14 protein-coding genes are annotated in these 16,714 nt (G+C 65.3%); 7 read left to right on the forward strand and 7 right to left on the reverse strand.

Annotated features, from left to right (window positions below):
* Positions 1 to 2: 2 nt before the first annotated feature.
* Entirely contained in the window at positions 3 to 1,544 is a 1,542-nt protein-coding gene (locus WDO72_04470; protein MEJ0084908.1) for a tryptophan halogenase family protein, read from the reverse strand.
* A gap of 151 nt (positions 1,545 to 1,695) precedes the next feature.
* Between WDO72_04470 and WDO72_04475 the strand changes: the two genes are divergently transcribed.
* Positions 1,696 to 4,251 (forward strand): exo 1,3/1,4-beta-D-glucan glucohydrolase, encoded by a 2,556-nt coding sequence (locus WDO72_04475; protein ID MEJ0084909.1) that lies wholly within the window; start codon positions 1,696 to 1,698, stop codon positions 4,249 to 4,251.
* Between the two features lie 73 nt (positions 4,252 to 4,324).
* Here WDO72_04475 and WDO72_04480 read toward each other — a convergent pair whose 3' ends face one another.
* The 4 genes from WDO72_04480 to WDO72_04495 all read right to left on the reverse strand — a co-directional run bounded on the left by WDO72_04480 (position 4,325) and on the right by WDO72_04495 (position 7,204).
* Complete coding sequence (locus tag WDO72_04480; GenBank protein MEJ0084910.1) at positions 4,325 to 4,591, reverse strand: DksA/TraR family C4-type zinc finger protein; 267 nt, start codon at positions 4,589 to 4,591, stop codon at positions 4,325 to 4,327.
* Positions 4,592 to 4,680: 89 nt separating this feature from the next.
* The gene (locus tag WDO72_04485; GenBank protein ID MEJ0084911.1) at positions 4,681 to 5,418 is read right to left on the reverse strand and encodes a GDSL-type esterase/lipase family protein; all 738 of its coding nucleotides are present in this window, start codon (positions 5,416 to 5,418) and stop codon (positions 4,681 to 4,683) included.
* Between the two features lie 39 nt (positions 5,419 to 5,457).
* Positions 5,458 to 6,804, reverse strand: coding sequence for a sugar porter family MFS transporter (locus tag WDO72_04490; GenBank protein MEJ0084912.1), 1,347 nt, complete (start codon positions 6,802 to 6,804; stop codon positions 5,458 to 5,460).
* 85 nt (positions 6,805 to 6,889) lie between these two features.
* A complete protein-coding gene (locus tag WDO72_04495) occupies positions 6,890 to 7,204 on the reverse strand; it encodes a hypothetical protein (protein MEJ0084913.1) in 315 nt (104 codons plus the stop codon).
* 141 nt (positions 7,205 to 7,345) lie between these two features.
* Between WDO72_04495 and WDO72_04500 the strand changes: the two genes are divergently transcribed.
* The 6 genes from WDO72_04500 (at position 7,346) to sthA (ending at position 13,714) form a co-directional block, all read left to right on the forward strand.
* A complete protein-coding gene (locus tag WDO72_04500; GenBank protein ID MEJ0084914.1) occupies positions 7,346 to 9,028 on the forward strand; it encodes a formate--tetrahydrofolate ligase in 1,683 nt (560 codons plus the stop codon).
* Between the two features lie 85 nt (positions 9,029 to 9,113).
* On the forward strand, positions 9,114 to 10,370 hold the full coding sequence (locus WDO72_04505; protein MEJ0084915.1) for an RNA polymerase sigma factor: 1,257 nt from the start codon (positions 9,114 to 9,116) through the stop codon (positions 10,368 to 10,370).
* 98 nt (positions 10,371 to 10,468) lie between these two features.
* Positions 10,469 to 10,834, forward strand: coding sequence for a YciI family protein (locus tag WDO72_04510; GenBank protein ID MEJ0084916.1), 366 nt, complete (start codon positions 10,469 to 10,471; stop codon positions 10,832 to 10,834).
* A gap of 37 nt (positions 10,835 to 10,871) precedes the next feature.
* The gene (locus WDO72_04515; GenBank protein ID MEJ0084917.1) at positions 10,872 to 11,282 is read left to right on the forward strand and encodes a VOC family protein; all 411 of its coding nucleotides are present in this window, start codon (positions 10,872 to 10,874) and stop codon (positions 11,280 to 11,282) included.
* A 120-nt stretch (positions 11,283 to 11,402) separates the two neighbouring features.
* A complete protein-coding gene (locus tag WDO72_04520) occupies positions 11,403 to 12,287 on the forward strand; it encodes an HDOD domain-containing protein (protein ID MEJ0084918.1) in 885 nt (294 codons plus the stop codon).
* On the forward strand, positions 12,284 to 13,714 hold the full coding sequence (gene sthA, locus WDO72_04525) for a Si-specific NAD(P)(+) transhydrogenase (GenBank protein MEJ0084919.1): 1,431 nt from the start codon (positions 12,284 to 12,286) through the stop codon (positions 13,712 to 13,714). The genes WDO72_04520 and sthA overlap by 4 nt, the downstream gene beginning before the upstream one ends.
* 21 nt (positions 13,715 to 13,735) lie before the next feature.
* Here sthA and WDO72_04530 read toward each other — a convergent pair whose 3' ends face one another.
* Positions 13,736 to 14,215, reverse strand: coding sequence for a nuclear transport factor 2 family protein (locus WDO72_04530; protein MEJ0084920.1), 480 nt, complete (start codon positions 14,213 to 14,215; stop codon positions 13,736 to 13,738).
* Positions 14,215 to 16,698 carry a TonB-dependent receptor gene (locus WDO72_04535; protein MEJ0084921.1) on the reverse strand — a complete coding sequence of 828 codons (2,484 nt, stop codon included), beginning with the start codon at positions 16,696 to 16,698 and terminating at the stop codon, positions 14,215 to 14,217. Before WDO72_04535 ends, WDO72_04530 begins: the two co-directional genes overlap by 1 nt.
* Between the last annotated feature and the right edge of the window lie 16 nt (positions 16,699 to 16,714).

Consider the following 16,714-nt stretch of genomic DNA (forward strand, 5'->3'; position numbering starts at 1 on the left):
GATCAGCTCGCGGGCTGCGCGGCCGCGGCGGCTTTGCGCGCGGCGGCGAGTCGCGCATTCGCCGCTGCGAAGAAGCTGTCGTGCGAAGGCGCCGCCGCCACGTCCGCCGAGACTTTCTGGCTGATCCCGAGCATCAGGCGTTTGACTTGTTCGAAGTCGATGGTATCGACCAGCGGATCGTAGTCGCGCGGCGTGACGCCGAGGCCTTCGAATATCCAGAACCAGTCGAGGTCGGTGAAGATCTCCGGACGCGGCTGAACGATGCGCCCGGTGGCGCGATACATCTCGACGCGCTGCGCGAGCGTGTCGGGCAGCGCCAGCGCCGCGCACTGCTGCCAGAACGGCGAATCGTCGCGCCGCGGCAGGCAGTAGTGGAGGATCGTGAAGTCACGGACACTCTCGAGTTCGGCGCCGATGGCGGCGTTGTAGCTCGCAATATTGGCGGGGTCAAACTGCCGGTCCGGGAAGTGATCGAGCAGATTGAACAATGTGTTGGCCAGCAGATGCAGGCCGGCGCCCGCGAGCGGCTCGACGCAACCCGCCGCGGCGCCCAACGCGACGACGTTCCGGTCCCAGAATTTCCGGCGGCGGCCCGCTTCGAATTCAACCCGCCGCGGCTCGGCGAGGAAATCGACGCCGCCGATCGCGCGCAGGTCGGCCAGCGCCGCCTCGTCGTCCTGGTGGGCGCTCGAATAGATCTGCCCGACGCTCAGGTTTTGTTGCAGCGAGACGCGCCACTGCCAGCCCGCGGCGCGTGCCGCGATCCGCGCGTACGGCGGACGCACGTCTTCGAGCGGCGCCGGCGCCGAGACCATGCGATCGCAGGGCAGCCACTGCCGCCAGCTCTGGTAGCCGGATTCCATGATCTCGCCGATGAGCTGGCCGCGCGCGCCACTGCAATCGATGTAGAGATCGGCGCGCAGCGTGCCGCCGTCCTCGAACTGCAGCTCGTCGAGATTGCCGTTCGCAGCGCGCGTCGCGCTAACTACCTTGCGCTCGAGCCGGATGGTGCCGGCGCGTTCCGCGGTGGTGCGCAGATATCGCGTCGCGAGAGCCGCATCGACATGCAGCGCGTAACGCATCTGCTGCGCCACCCCCAGCGAATTGGTCGGGAAAATGAAGCGATTGGCGGAGGCCATCGCGATTTCCTGGCTGAAGTATTCGAGCCGCGGCTGCAGGCCGAGCGCCCTGGCCTTGTGCCAGAAATGATAGAAAGGCCGCCGTTCGATCAGCGCGCCGAACGCGCCGAACGGATGCCAGAACGAGGTCGCGGGCGCCGCCCATTCATGCAAACGCGTCCCCAGGCTGTAGGTCGACTGGGTCTTGTCGATGAAATCGTTCTGCTCGACGCCGAGAAAACGCAGCATCTCGAGGAACTGCGGCAGCGTTGTCTCGGCCTGTCCGGCCGGCATGGGCTCCGGTGTCTCGATCACGTGGATAGAGCATTGCCCGCCGAGCTTGCGTCCGAGTATGGCCGCGGCGGCCCAGCCGGACATGCCACCACCGACAATGGCAATTCGCCTGATTCTTCGATCCGGTTCCATTGTTTGTCTTTACGACCCCTGCCCGAGCGGTGCGCGAGGCTAGCCGTGCAACGAAAACCTGTCAACGAATCGCCCGCAGACCCTCGAATTCCCGCGGCAGAGAGCATAGGCTGTCGGCGCTCAAAAACAGGAGTTTTCGATGTCCCCTTCCATGTCTCGTCTCCGTATATTCGGCGCGGCGCTGGCGCTCGTGCCTTTCCTGTTGATGCCTGGATGCAAAGACGCCGCCAAGGACAAACCGGCTCCCGCTGCGCAAGCGGAAGATCCCGCTGCTGTACATCCCGAGATCTGGCCTGCTCCGAAGTGGCCGTTCGACAAGGACGCGGCGCTCGAAGAAAAGGTTGCCGCGCTCCTCAAGAAGATGACGGTCGAAGAGAAGGTAGGCCAGACGGTGCAAGGCGACATCGCCAGCATCACGCCCGCCGATATGAAGAAGTATCACCTGGGCTCGGTGTTGAACGGCGGCGGATCCGCGCCGGGCAACGACGAGTTCGCACCGCCCGGAAAGTGGCTGGCGCTCGCCGACGAGTTCTACGCCGCCTCCATCGACACCAGCGACGGCGGCGTCGGCATCCCGATGATCTGGGGCACCGATGCAATGCACGGCCACAGCAACATCGTCGGAGCGGTGCTGTTCCCGCACAACGTGGGACTCGGCGCCACGCGTAATCCGAAGTTGTTAGGCGAGATCGCGCGCGTCACGGCCGAGCAGGTGCGCACCACCGGCTTCGAGTGGACGTTCGCGCCCACGGTCACCGTGCCGCAGGACGACCGCTGGGGCCGCGCCTACGAAGGTTATTCGGAAGATCCGGGCGTGGTCGCCTCGTTCGCCGGTGTCTTCGTCAAGGGCCTGCAGGGCGAGCCCGGCAGCGCCGACTTCCTGAACGGCCACCACGTGATCTCGTCGACCAAACACTTCCTCGCCGACGGCGGCACGGAGAACGGCCGCGACCAGGGCGACGCGAAGATTCCCGAGACCACGCTGCGCGACATCCACAACGCGGGTTACGTGCCAGCCATCGAGGCGGGCGTGCAGACCATCATGATCTCGTTCTCGAGCTGGAACGGCGTCAAACACACGGGCAACAAAGGCCTGCTCACCGACGTGCTCAAGAAACGCATGAACTTCGACGGCTTCACCGTCGGCGACTGGAATGCGCACGGCCAGGTCGAAGGCTGCACCAACGACAACTGCCCGCAGGCGTTGAACGCCGGCCTCGACATGTACATGGCGCCGGACAGCTGGCGCGGGTTGTACGAAAATCTCGTCAAGCAGGTCAAGGACGGCACCGTGCCGATGGAGCGGCTCGACGACGCCGTGACGCGCATCCTGCGGGTGAAGTTCCGCGCCGGCCTTTTCGAGGCGGGTCCGCCTTCGAAGCGCGCGCTCGCGGGTAATTTCAAGATGCTGGCCGCGCCCGAACAACGCGCGCTGGCGCGCGATGCCGTGCGCCAGTCACTCGTGCTGCTCAAGAACAACGGCGGCCTGCTGCCGCTGGCGGCTAACAAACATGTGCTCGTGACCGGCGACGGCGCGGACAACATCTCCAAGCAAAGCGGCGGCTGGACGATCACCTGGCAAGGCACCGGTCTAACCAATGCGAACTTCCCTGGCGGCACGTCGGTGTGGGGCGGCGTGAAGGCGGCCACCAAGGCCGGCGGCGGCAGCGCGGAGCTGTCGACCGATGGCTCGTACAAGAAGAAGCCTGACTATGCGATCGTCGTGTTCGGTGAAAATCCGTACGCGGAATTCCAGGGCGACCTCAAGGTGCTGACGCTGCCGGGTACGATGACCCAGCATCTCGACATCATGAAGAAGCTGGCGGAAGAAAAGATTCCGGTGGTCGCCGTCCTGATGTCGGGCCGGCCGCTGTGGCAGAACCGCGAGCTGAATCTCGCGCAAGCCTATGTCGCCGCCTGGCTGCCGGGCAGCGAAGGTGGCGGCATCACGGATGTGTTGTTCCGCAAGAAGGATGGCGCGGTGAACTTCGACTTCACCGGCAAGCTGTCGTATTCGTGGCCGCGTGACGCCACGGGCGCGCCGCTCAACGTCGGGCAGGACAACTATGACCCGCTGTTCGCGTTCGGCTTCGGGCTCACCTACGCCGCGCCCGCGGAGCTTGCGCCTCTGTCCGAAGACCCGGGCATTCCTGCCGAGTTGATGTCGGCCGGCTCGTTCTTCGAGAAGGGACTGCCCGTGCAGCCCTGGTCGCTGCGCGTTTCCAGCGGCTCCGATACGACCCGCATCAGCAGCGTGCCGGTCGAGAGCGTCGGTGGCCGCGTGAAAGTCACCGCGATCGACGACCAGGTGCAGGAGGGTGGCCGCCGCTTCGTGTTCGCGGGCGACGGCAAGGCAACCATCCACATCACCAGCGAAGGGTCGGTCGACCTGTCGCGCGAGTCCAATGGCGACGTCATGTTGTTAGTGCGGCTGCGTCGCGACGCGGATGCGCCCAAGGACCTGAAGATCGGCATGGCTTGCGGCGCTGGCTGCGGCGCCGCGCTGCCCGTCGCGGCGGAGCTCGAAAGCCTTGCGCCCGGCAAATGGCATACCGTCGGTGTGCCGCTCAAGTGCTTCGCCAAGGCGGGCGTCGACGTGACCAAGGTCAACGAGGCGCTGGTCATCGAATCCGAAGGCAAACTCGATCTGTCGTTCTCGCAGGTGAAGCTCGGCACCGTCGCCGACAAGACGCTGGCCTGCAACTGACGGGGATACTCCGCATTTGCTGGCAAACGGGGACAACCGCGTCCCTGTTTGCCGGCAAACAAGGAATGCCCCGCTAACGCAGCTGACTGTCCTTGCTGCCGCGGCGGTTGTAGCCGGCGTTGTGCACGGCCTCGCGGTCTTCGGCTTCCTGACACGCCACGCACAGCCGCACGCCCGGGATCGCCTCGCGCCGCGCCGCGGGTATGGCCGCGCCGCAACTCGCGCACGACTCGAGCGAAGGCCCTGAAGGCAAGCGACTCTTGGCGCGCTTGATCGCATCCTTCACCGTCGCGTCGATCTGATCCTGGACTGCGCCTTCCTTCGCCCAACCGGTTGCCATCGCACACACCTCGCGTCTGCGGACGCCCTCGCCCTTATGGCGCCCAGCGGCGCCGATTACAAGCCGGGGCGCCTGTTGACGGCGACTTCCTACCTGATCGCCGTCTCCGCGATCGGGCGCATCGCGGCATAGCCGGCGGCGGTTGGATGCACCTCGTCCTGGGCGAGTTCCTTCCTGACGTTGCCCTGCGCATCGGTGAGCGCCGCCGCGTAGTCGGCGTACTTGGCGCCAATCCGTTTTGCGTAACCGCGCATCCATTCGTTCAGCGCGAGCGCGGCGGATTTCGGCTCGACCTCCGGCCGCCACCAGTACGTCGACGCAGGCGGCACCGAGCCCAGCACGACGCGGATCTTGTGCGCAGCGGCGATCTCGCACATCGCCATGATGTTGTTCTGCGAATCCCCCGGCGTCATGGGCCCGGTGTTGTGAGCGATGTCGTTCGTGCCCGCCATGATGTGCACGACGCGCGGCTGCAATGCGATGACGTCCGCATACATGCGCACCAGCAACTGTGGTGTCGTCTGCGCGCTGATGCCGCGCCCGACATTGCCCTTCGAGAGAAATTCGGGGTCCGTGCGCGCCCAGCCCTCGGTGATCGAATCGCCGAGGAACACCGCATGCACTTTCGCACCGCTGGCTAACAACTTTGCATTGTCGTCGCGATAACGGCGGAGCCACGCCCAGTCCGTCAGCAACAGCGGCGGCTGCAGCGCGGGCGCGGTTTTCGGCTGCTCGCCGCAGCCTTCCGGCACCTGCGCAAGCGCCGGTAATGCGAGTCCGGCGCCCACGGCGCCGGCAATGATCGAACGACGGCTGATCGATGACATGGTTCCTCCCTCGAATACGAATATGGCGATTGGCCGCGGCTACCGCAAGCCGCCGGAACCCCGCGCCAGCGCCTTGTCCATCGACTCGAGCTCCACGCCGCGCGTTTCCGGAAAGATCGCCAGCACCACGAAGAACTGCAGCACCATGCAGGCCGCGAAGAACGCGAATGGCAGCGCCTGCGTGTAGATCGCGATCATCGGGAACAGCTGGCCGATGATGGCGTTCATGCCCCAGTGCGTCGCGCTGCCGAGTGCCTGGCCGCGCGAGCGCACAGCGGTCGGGAAGATTTCCGCGAGATAGACCCAGATCACCGCGCCCTGCGAGAACGCGAAGAAGCTGATGAAGACGATGAGCATCGCCAGCAGCAATCCCTTGCCCTGCCCCGTGCCCATGATCACCGCGACACCGGCGAGCGCGCAGGCCGTGCCGATTGCGCCTATCAACAGCAGCTTCTTGCGCCCGATGCGATCGATGAAGCGCAGCGCGATCATCGTCGCGATGAGATTCGCCGCGCCGATCGCCACCGCCTGCAGCGCATTCGACCAGCCGGTGAATCCGGCGGCGGCGAAGATGTCGTTGAGGTAGTACAGGATCGCGTTGATGCCCGACAGCTGGTTGAACATCGCCAGCAGGATCGCGAGCACGATCGGCTTGCGGTAGGCGGCGACGAACAATTTCTCGGCGGAATTTTCACGCGCCAGCCGCGCCGCGCGGTCGAACTCCGCCAGCATCGCATCGGGATCGGCGACGCCGACGATGGCAAGGTTCGTCTTCGCTTCTGCCGTCCGGCCGCGCAGCGCCAGCCAGCGCGGACTCTGCGGGATCGTGTACATCAAGACCGCGAACAGAATCGCCGGCACCGCCGCGATGCCCAGTTTGAGGCGCCACAGATCGGCGCCGCCCGACATCTCCTGCACGGCGAAATTGCTGACGTACGCAACCAGGATGCCGAATACGATGTTGAACTGGAACAGGCCGGTCAACGCGCCGCGCCGCTCGGCGGGCGCGATCTCCGAGATGTAGACCGGCGCGAGCACCGACGACGCGCCGATGGCGAGCCCGCCGACGAAGCGGAACACGTAGAACGATTCGAGGTTCCAGCAGAACGCGCAACCGAGCGCCGATACCACGTACATGAAGCCTACGGCCTTGAGCGTATCGCGCGAGCCGAAGGCGTCGCCGGGCCAGCCCGCCACCAGCGCGCCGATGAACGTGCCTAACAAACCGCTCGCCACCGCGAAGCCGTCCCAGAAACTGCCGGGCACGAGGTGAAAGACGCTGCGCACCGATTCGGTGACGCCCGAGATGACCACCGTGTCGAAACCGAACAACAACCCCGCGAGACTCGCGGTCACGATGACGCCGAGATTCCTGGATCCAGCCATTGCGATTCCCCCGCGCGCCGGTTCGCCCATATAAGAAGAGAGGGCGTTATTAATGAAAGACGCTTTAGGAATAGTACGGCATCGGTCAGGGAGTGGATACAGACCGTCCCACGCACGCTCGCTGCATCAGCAGATCCCATTGGGATGTCGCGCGAAACCAATGCCCTTCGACGTTGCGAAACACGTGCCGCACTCGGCGGCGCCAGGTAGATAGACGTAAACGCAGCACATGGCACGGCTCGAAAGCCGTTCCGGTATTGCCGCAGAAGATCGTGATCCGTACCCCCGCCAGCCCCGCGGGCGGCGCGGCCCGGATCTCGATACGGGCGATGGCGGTTTTCGCCCAGGTGGGCACGGGCAGCAACGCGGCCATGACAGCTATCACCCGGGCGGGTTTCACTTTGCACCTCCGCGGACGCGAACGCGAACGCTGCGAATTTAAGCCGCATTCAACCCACAGGGAATGCGGTCATTCCGGGATCCAAAGCGCATTGCGCTGTGCGGCGGTCAACGCCGGCCGCGCCCGTTAATATGCGTCCCCATGACCCAAAAGCTCAGCAACATCGACATCGCCCAGGCCGCCAAGATGCGGCGTATCTCCGACGTGGCCCGCGAACGGCTCGGCATTCCCGAAGACTCCCTCGAAGCCTTCGGCAAGTACAAAGCCAAGCTGTCGCTGGATTTCATCTCGAAGCTCGAGGGCAGGCCCAGCGGCAAGCTCGTCCTGGTCACCGCCATCTCGCCGACCCCGGCGGGCGAAGGCAAAACCACCACCACGGTCGGGCTCGGCGACGCGCTCAACCTGATCGGCAAGAAGGCGCTGATCTGCCTGCGCGAGCCGGCGCTCGGGCCGGTGTTCGGGATGAAGGGCGGCGCGGCCGGCGGCGGTTACGCGCAGGTCGTGCCGATGGAAGACATCAACCTGCACTTCACCGGCGATTTCTCCGCGATCGCGCTGGCCAACAACCTGCTGGCGGCGCTGATCGACAACCATATCCATCACGGCAACGAAGTCGGCTTCGACGTGCGCCGCATCACCTGGCGGCGCGTGCTCGACGTGAACGATCGCAGCCTGCGCGAGATCACCATCGCGCTGGGTGGCCCGGCGAACGGGTTCCCGCGCCAGGATGGCTTCGACATCGTGGTCGCGTCCGAAGTCATGGCGATTTTCTGCCTCGCGACCAGCCTGGCAGATCTCAAGGAGCGCCTCGGCAAGATCGTGATCGGATACACACGCGAGCAGAAGGCGATCCTCGCGCGCGACATCAACGCGCATGGCGCGATGACCGCGCTGCTGCGCGATGCGCTGGCGCCGAATCTCGTGCAGACGCTCGAGAACAATCCCGCCTTCATCCATGGCGGGCCGTTCGCCAACATCGCGCATGGCTGCAACTCGGTGATGGCCACCAGCACGGCGCTCAAGCTCGCCGACTACGTCGTGACCGAGGCGGGGTTCGGCGCGGACCTGGGCGCCGAGAAGTTTGTCGACATCAAGTGCCGCAAGGCGAACCTGACGCCCTCGGCCGCGGTCATCGTCGCGACCATCCGCGCGCTCAAGTATCACGGCGGCGTCGACGTGAAGGACGTCGGCAAGGAAAACCTGGTGGCGCTCGAACAGGGCATCGTCAATCTCGAGCGGCACATCCACAATGTGCGCAACGGCTACGGGCTCAACAGCGTCGTGGCGATCAATCACCGCAGCGAAGACACGGATGCCGAGATCCAGCTGTTGCAGCAGCGGCTCGCGCATCTCGACGTGAAGATCATCGTCGCGAAACACTTCGCCGAGGGTGGCAAGGGCGCGGTGGAGCTGGCGAAAGAAGTCGTGCGCCTGTGCGACCTGCCTAACAACTTCCGCTACGTGTACGAATCCGAACAGCCGCTGTGGGACAAGATGAAGAGCATCGCCACGCAGGTGTACGGCGCGCTCGACATCGTCGCGGACAGCAAGATCCGCGGCCAGATCAAGGCGCTGCAGGACGGCGGCTACGGCCACTACCCGGTGTGCGTGGCGAAGACGCAGTATTCGTTCTCCACCGACCCCAAGCTGCGTGGCGCACCTTCGGGACACGTGGTGAACATCCGCGAGGTGCGGCTCGCGGCCGGCGCAGAATTCGTCGTGATGATCTGCGGCGACATCATGACGATGCCCGGCCTGCCGAAAGTGCCGGCCGCCAACACGATCGACGTGGACGCCAGCGGAAAAATCGTCGGCCTGTTTTAAAGGGGACAGATCTATTTATTGACGATTTCCGGTACTGGCGACAGTCTTCGCTATCGCCATTAAATAGATCTGTCCCCTTTTCAGCATGCCATCCGCTGACATCGCGCGCGTGCGCGCGGAAATCGATGCGCTGTATCGTCGCGAATCGCGCCGCATCTTCGCGACGCTGATCCGGCTGCTCGGCGATTTCGAACGCGCCGAGGAAGCGCTGAGCGATGCATTCCGCGCCGCCATGGAAAAGTGGCCCGCCGACGGACTGCCACAGAATCCCGTCTCCTGGCTGATTTCGGCCGGGCGTTTCAAATCCATCGACAGGCAAAGGCGCGAGAAGCGCTTCGATCATCTCGAAGACCGGCCCGACGTTGCCGAAACCCTGACCGACAACGCCCCAGCCTTCGACGAGCGCGAAGGACTGCTCGAAGACGACCGGCTGCGCCTCGTCTTCACCTGCTGCCATCCGGCGATCGCGCCCGATGCACAGGTCGCGCTTACCCTGCGCGAAGTCTGCGGCCTCGCCACCGAAGAAATCGCCGCCGCGTTCCTGACGCCCGCCCCGACCATCGCGCAACGCATCGTGCGGGCGAAAGGCAAGATCCGCGACGCGAACATTCCCTACCAGGTGCCGTCGCGCGACGAACTACCCGCGCGTCTCGACAGCGTGCTGCGCGTGGTGTACCTGGTGTTCAACGAGGGTTACTCGGCCAGTTCCGGCGATTCCGCCACGCGTCCGGACCTGTCCGGCGAGGCGATCCGTCTTGGCCGGCTGCTGCGCGAGCTCATCCCCGAGCCCGAAGTGCAGGGATTGCTGGCGCTGATGCTGCTGCACGAATCCCGCCGCGAAGCGCGCGCCACCCCCGACGGCGATCTCATCCTGCTGGACGAACAGGATCGCTCGCGCTGGAATCGTGAGCTCATCGAAGAAGGCGCGGCACTGACACGCGCGGCGTTCTCCGCGCAGCGCGTGGGGACCTACTCGCTGCAGGCCGCGATCGCCGCCGTGCATGCCGAATCGCCGAGCGCTGCAGAGACGGACTGGAGCGAGATCATCGGCCTGTACGACCTGCTGCTGCGAATCCAGCCCTCGCCCATCATCGCGTTGAATCGCACGGTCGCCGTCGCGCAGTTGCGGGGGCCGCAGCTCGGGCTCGAACATCTCGACGAACTGCTGGCTGACGGTGCACTCGACGAGTACCAGCTGGCGCACGCCGCGCGCGCCGACTTCTGCCGGCGACTCGGACGCAACGACGAGGCGCGCGCCGCGTACACGCGCGCCATTGAGCTGACCGCGCAGGGCCCGGCACGGCGGTTCCTCGAAAGACGCCGCGCCGCGTTACAGGCCTGACCGCGCAGAATCAAGCACTTGAACGCTCCAGCAACACTCCCGCGCGACACTGTCGAAATCAACCCTCGCTGTTCGGCTATCCCTCAAGGAGCCCCGTCATGAAGTACCTGTGCCTCGTCTACCTCTCTCCCGAGCATTGGAACTCCGCGTCGGACGATGCCTGCATCGCCTGCGGGGACCAGCTGCGGCGCAGCGGCAAGTTGCTCGGCGGCTCGCCGCTGCATCCGGTGAACACGGCGACCACGGTGCGCGTGCGCCACGGACAGGTGTCCGTCACCGACGGACCGTTCGCCGAAACCAAGGAGCAGCTCGCCGGCTTCTACATGGTCGAGGCGCGCGATCTCAACGAAGCGATCCAGATCGCCTCCAAGATTCCGCCGGCGCAGTTCGGCAGCATCGAGGTGCGGCCCACGCGCGAGCTGGTGCCGGGCGTCACCCAGGCTGCCGCGGCCGCCGCGCCCTGACCGCGCCCGGCCACTAACTACTTCCCGGGGATACCTCATGCACAGCCAGATCTTCATCAACCTGCCCGTCAAGGATCTCAAGCGCTCCATCGATTTCTTCACCAGGCTCGGTTACACCTTCAATCCGCAGTTCACCGACGAAAACGCGACCTGCATGATCCTGGGCGACAACCTGTTCGCGATGCTGCTGGTGGAGAAGTTCTTCGCGAGCTTCACGTCCAAGTCGATCTGCGACACGACGAAGTCCACGGAAACCCTGAACTGCCTCGCCTGCAGCAGCCGCGAGCAAGTGGATGAACTCGTCGCGAAGGCCCGCGCGAACGGCGGAACGGTGCCGCGCCCGCCGCAGGATCACGGGTTCATGTACACGCACGGATACGAGGACCTCGACGGCCACACCTGGGAGCTGACCTACATGACCGGCGCACCGCCCCAACACATCGGTTGAAGCGCGCCTAAACCATTGATTTTGTGACATAGGTTCGCACTGCGGCCAGGGCTTGCCGCGGCGGATCAAGTGCCCGATGTCCCGGCCGTTAACGGGACGGGTCATCAGAAGAACCGTGTCATGAATAGCTCTGCCCAACCCGTCCACGACGATCTCGAGCGCATCGTTCATGCGGCGATCGCCGACGAATCGCTCGACCTGCCATCGCCGCCGCAGATCGCGGCCGAGATCATGCGTCTGACGCGTGGCGACGCGGCGGCAGACGACACGGGAAATGGCAGCTCACAGGAACTGGCGGCGTTGATCCAGCGCGACCTGGCGCTCGCGGGTCAGGTGATGCGGGTGGCGAATTCCGCGCTGTACGCCCGCCGCACGCCGGTCGTGACGCTGCCCCAGGCCATCGCGTGGCTCGGCATTCGCGAAGTCCGCAACATTGCCTTCGCGGTCGCGGTCCAGAGCCAGGTTTTCTCCTCGACCTACTTCCGCCAGGAGATGAACGAGCTGTGGCGCGAGTCGGTGATCACCGCGCTCTTCGCCCAGGAGATCGCGCGGCTCAAGCGGCGCAACGTCGAGTCCGCATACCTGTGCGGTCTCCTGCACCGCGCCGGCATGGCAGTGATCCTGAGCCGGGTCGGCAGCGCGGTGCTCAAGCACCGCATCACCGCGGATGCCGAACTCGTGACCCGGCTCGCGACGCGGCACGAAGCGCGAGTGGGCACACATCTCGCCATCGCCTGGACTCTGCCCGCCGCGGTCTCCGCCGCGATCTCGCATTGGCGCGATCCGCCGCAGGCGGAGCTGGCACGGAACGAGGTGATGGAAGTCGCGCTCGCGCGGCAGATCTCCGACGAGATGCGTACGCCGGGCGCCGGCGGCGAGCTGCCCGACAGCATGTTGGGTCCGGTCTCCAGGTGGATGGACGAGCTGTCCATCTACCCCGACGAATTGTTCACGATCATGGCGCAGCGCGCGGCTATCTACGCGACGGCCGAGAGTTTTACGTGAGTTTCACGCAGGGTCCGGGCGCCATCTACGACGTGGTCGTGATCGGTTCGGGACCCGCCGGGCAGAAGGCCGCGATCCAGGCGGCGAAGGCCGGCAGGAAGGTCGCCGTGATCGAACGCGACCGGCGGGTCGGCGGATCGTGCGTGCATACCGGAACGATTCCGAGCAAGTCGCTGCGCGAACACGCGTTGCGCCAGCGCGTGCGACGCGTGGATCTCATGGACGAACCCATCCAGTCACTGCTCGACGGCGTCGGTATGACCGTGGCCGCGCACGATGCCTACATGATCGCGCAGCTCGAGCGCAACCACATCGCGCTGCTGCGCGGTCGCGCGAGCTTCAATGGCCCGCACGAGCTTTCGATGCGCCGCATCGACGGCTCGCAGATCTCGATCCGCGCGCCGATCGTCATCATCGCCACCGGCTCGCGGCCGCGCTCGCCCGCGCACCTCGCGGTGGATCACGAACACGTGCTCGACAGCGACTCGATACTGTCGCTTGCCTATCTACCGCGCACGCTGCTCGTGCTGGGTGGCGGCGTCATCGCCAGCGAATACGCCGCGATGTTCGCGGCGCTCGGCTGCAAGGTGACGCAGGCCGACCAGCTGGATCAACCGCTGGCCTTTCTCGACCCCGAGCTCACGTCTTTCTATCTCGAAGAGCTGCGCCGCAACGGCGGCGAATACATTCCGCGCGCCGAGGCCGTCAGCACCCGCTGGGACGGCATCTCGCAGGTGTGCACCGAGTTCAAGGACGGCCGCCGCATCCTGGCCGACAAGGTGCTGGTGGGGCTGGGTCGTCTCGCGAACGTCGATGGCCTCAAGCTCGAAGCGGCCGGCGTCGCGTTGACCAGCCGCGGCCACGTGCAGGTGGATGAGAATCTGCAGACCACCGCGGCCGGCGTGTACGCCGCCGGCGATGTCATCGGACCGCCGGCGCTGGCGTCGGTGTCGATGGAACAGGGCCGCCGCGCCGCCTGCCATGCGCTCGGGTTGCTGGTGCCGTCGGATCCGGTCTCGCGCCTTCCCTCGGGCGTGTACACCATTCCCGAGATCGCGACCGTGGGCCTCGACGAACACGGCGCGCGCCGGCATTTCGGCGGCGCCATTGTGGGTCGCGCGAAGTTCGAGGAAATCGCGCGCGGCCAGATCAACGGCTGCCAACGAGGCCTGCTCAAGCTCATCGCCGACCCGGGCGGACGCCGCGTGGTCGGAGTGCAGATCGTCGGCGACGGCGCCACCGAGCTCGTGCACATCGGGCAGCTGGGCCTCACAGCCGAGCTCGACGTCGACGCCTACGTGGACAACGTCTTCAATTTTCCGACGATGGCCGAGGCCTATCGCATCGCCGCGTTCGACATCGTGAAGCAGCGCGGCCGCTCGACGACCAGCGACATGGTCGCCGACGCCGTGTCCGCGGTGTTGTAGCAAGTCGGTGCCGGGTCGGACTTAGAGACCGAGTTCACTCAACGACGGATGTTCATCCGGCCTTCGCCCGAGCGGCCAGCGGAATTTCCGTTCTGCTTCCGTGAGCGGGAGATCGTTGATGCTGGCGTGCCGCCTGCGCATCAGGCCGAGCTCGTCGAATTCCCAATTCTCGTTGCCGTACGAACGGAACCAGTGCCCCGAGTCGTCGCGCCATTCGTACGCGAAGCGCACCGCGATACGCGCGCCTTCGAACGCCCACACTTCCTTGATCAGCCGGTAGTCGAGCTCGCGCGCCCATTTGCGCGTGAGAAATTCCACGATGGCCGGGCGGCCGGAGAAGAACTCCGCGCGGTTGCGCCACGCACTATCTACCGTGTACGCCAGCGACACGCGTTCGGGGTCGCGCGAATTCCACGCGTCTTCCGCGGCGCGCGCTTTCTGCGCGGCCGTGTCGCGTGTGAACGGCGGGAACGGTGGGCGTCCCTGCCCGGGCGTGCTCATCAGAACTTCTTCGAGAACGTGATCCCCACGGTGCGCGGCGTGTTCACGACGATGTACGGCTCGAGACCGCACAGCGGCGTGCTGTTGGTCGGATCCGTCAACGGCTGGAAGATGCCGCACTCGGTGTAGCGCGCGATTTCGGCGCGCCGGTTCAAGGCGTTCTTGACGAACAGCTCGAGCCCCCAGCTGTCGTTTTCGATGCCGGCCGCAAGATCCCACAGGCTGTAGGAAGCCTGCCTGCCGAGGAGGTCGCGTTCCGCGGTCCGCAGATCGGTCCACGCGCTGTCCTGATAGACCATGGCCGCCTGCGCGTGCGCCTTGAAATCGCCCAGCGGGAATTCACTGCGCGCGATGATGTTCGCCTTGAACTTCGGTTGCACCGGCAGCTCCTGGCCGCTCGGCGCCGCCAGGATCGTGCCGCGCGGCGCATCCGGATCCGCGCAGTTCTCGACCGGCTGACCGAAACGCGGATCGTCTGGCAGGACATACGGCTCCGAACCGTCATTGTTGTCGCCGCCATAGGTGGCGCCGCAGTAGTCCGCGGTGGTCTTCGCATCCAGCCACGACACCGAGCTCGACAGCGTGAAGCCGTTCGTCACGGCGAACACGATGTCCGCCTCGAAACCCTTGATGCGCGCCTGGCCGGCGTTGCGGATTTCGGTCAGGCCGTTCGATCCGAGGAACGAATACTGGAAGTCGTCCCAGTCCTCCTGGAACACCGCGCCGTTGATGCGCAGCCGGTTCTCGGCCCACGTGGTCTTGAAGCCCACTTCGTAGTTGGTCAGGAAGTCGGAGAGATAGGGCGGAACGGTGCCGCGGCGATTGATGCCGCCCGGGCGGAAGCCTTCCGACCAGGTGGCATACAACATCACGTCGTCGTTGACGTGGTACGTGACGTTCAACCGCTTGGTATTGCCGTCTTCCTTGACCTCTTTGTCGAGGTTGACGCACGGCGCGCGCCGGAAATCGGTCGGATCGAAACACGCCGCTTCGCCGGTCATGCCGCTCCATCCGGCGCCATAACCGAAGAAGCCGAACAGTGAGTTGTCGGATTTGAAAAAGCGCACGCCCGCGGTCGCGGACAATTTATCCGTGAGGTCGAACGTGAACTCGCCGAACAGCGCATCGTCGCGGTCGGTGCGCTCCTGTTCCGTGAGCCACAGCGTATCCGGATTGCCGGGGACCTCGAACATGTCCGCCAGGTTTGCGACCTGGTAATCCTGGGTGATCCCGTGCGTCTGCTTCTGGGTGAACGCGCCGAGCGTCACGCGCCAGCGGTTCTCCGCGGGCGATGAAAACCGCAGTTCGTGGCTCTGCTTGGTGTACTTGTCGTTGCCGACGATGAACTGCGACGGATCGATCAGCGTGCCGTCGTTGTCGTACATCGAGCTGCCGTATTCGCAGCAGGTGTCGTAGAAGAACGAGTAGTCGGCATAGTCCAGCTGCGTTTGCACCGTGCGGTTGAGGTGCGCGCCAGCGTACGTGATGTCCCAGCTGCCGATCTTGCCCTGGATCGTGAGCGCGGCCTGCGTCCACTTGTCGTGCGCGTTCTCGGGCAACGCATGAGCGACTTCGAGTTCCCCCACGGTCGGGTCATAGCCGAATGAGCCCTTCGAAGTGGTCTTCTGCATCATCACACTCGGCGTGATGGTCCAGTTGTCGTTGAGGTCGATACCCAACGTGGCGCGCACGCCATGTTTGTCCCAGGAGTTGTAGTTGTCCTCGATGCGGTCGGAATTGTCGACCGCGATGCCGGAGGTCGGGAACACCCGATCGCTGCGGACGTTGTCGATGAATCCCGGCTCATGCTTCTTCCAGCCGACGATGCGAACGGCCGCGCGCTCGCTGAGCGGAATGTTGACGAAACTCTGCGCGGTGTAGCCGAAGTCGCCCGACAGTTCGCTGCCAGTGAGCTCGTAACCCGCGTCGAAAGCGTCGGGATCGGGCTTGTTGGTGATGATGCGGATGGTGCCCGCCTGGGAGCTGGCGCCGTACAGCGTGCCCTGAGGGCCGGCCAGCACCTCGACACGCGCGATGTCATAGATCTGCACGTCGAGCGGGCCGTTGATCGTGGTGATCGGCTGCTCGTCCAGGTACACGCCGACGCTCGGCAGCGGACCCGAGTGGTTCGCGTTTTCACCGCTCGCGACGCCGCGGATATAGGGCCGCGACAGGCCCGGGCCGAGCGTCTGATAGGAGACGTTCGGCAGGAATTTCACGTAGTCGCCGAAGTCGTCGACCTTGAGCTGACCGAGCTCCTTCTCGCCGATCGCCTGGATCGACAGCGGCACGTCCTGCAGGCTTTCGTTGCGCTTCTGCGCGGTGACGACCACCTCTTCTAGACCGGACGTTTCATCCGGCTGTTGTGCGTGCACGACGCCGGCCCCGGCGAGCATGGCGCCCGCGAAGGGCATGCCGTGCTTCAGCGCCTGACGCAGCTTGTGGTTTTCACGGTGGATCTTGCGCAGTTTGCTGCGTGTCATTGTTCACTCCCCGCTT

This window comes from Pseudomonadota bacterium (assembly GCA_037200975.1).
Lineage (GTDB): Bacteria > Pseudomonadota > Gammaproteobacteria > Steroidobacterales > Steroidobacteraceae > CADEED01.

What these genes read in the sequence shown, in the direction of transcription:
- WDO72_04515 (MEJ0084917.1), top strand. Translation starts at nt 10,872, where the DNA reads ATGCACAGCCAGATCTTCATCAACCTGCCCGTCAAGGATCTCAAGCGC.
- WDO72_04475 (MEJ0084909.1), top strand. Translation starts at nt 1,696, where the DNA reads ATGTCTCGTCTCCGTATATTCGGCGCGGCGCTGGCGCTCGTGCCTTTC.
- WDO72_04490 (MEJ0084912.1), bottom strand. Translation starts at nt 6,804, where the DNA reads ATGGCTGGATCCAGGAATCTCGGCGTCATCGTGACCGCGAGTCTCGCG.
- WDO72_04480 (MEJ0084910.1), bottom strand. Translation starts at nt 4,591, where the DNA reads ATGGCAACCGGTTGGGCGAAGGAAGGCGCAGTCCAGGATCAGATCGAC.
- WDO72_04530 (MEJ0084920.1), bottom strand. Translation starts at nt 14,215, where the DNA reads ATGAGCACGCCCGGGCAGGGACGCCCACCGTTCCCGCCGTTCACACGC.
- WDO72_04470 (MEJ0084908.1), bottom strand. Translation starts at nt 1,544, where the DNA reads ATGGAACCGGATCGAAGAATCAGGCGAATTGCCATTGTCGGTGGTGGC.
- WDO72_04485 (MEJ0084911.1), bottom strand. Translation starts at nt 5,418, where the DNA reads ATGTCATCGATCAGCCGTCGTTCGATCATTGCCGGCGCCGTGGGCGCC.
- WDO72_04535 (MEJ0084921.1), bottom strand. Translation starts at nt 16,698, where the DNA reads ATGACACGCAGCAAACTGCGCAAGATCCACCGTGAAAACCACAAGCTG.
- WDO72_04510 (MEJ0084916.1), top strand. Translation starts at nt 10,469, where the DNA reads ATGAAGTACCTGTGCCTCGTCTACCTCTCTCCCGAGCATTGGAACTCC.
- WDO72_04520 (MEJ0084918.1), top strand. Translation starts at nt 11,403, where the DNA reads ATGAATAGCTCTGCCCAACCCGTCCACGACGATCTCGAGCGCATCGTT.
- WDO72_04505 (MEJ0084915.1), top strand. Translation starts at nt 9,114, where the DNA reads ATGCCATCCGCTGACATCGCGCGCGTGCGCGCGGAAATCGATGCGCTG.
- WDO72_04500 (MEJ0084914.1), top strand. Translation starts at nt 7,346, where the DNA reads ATGACCCAAAAGCTCAGCAACATCGACATCGCCCAGGCCGCCAAGATG.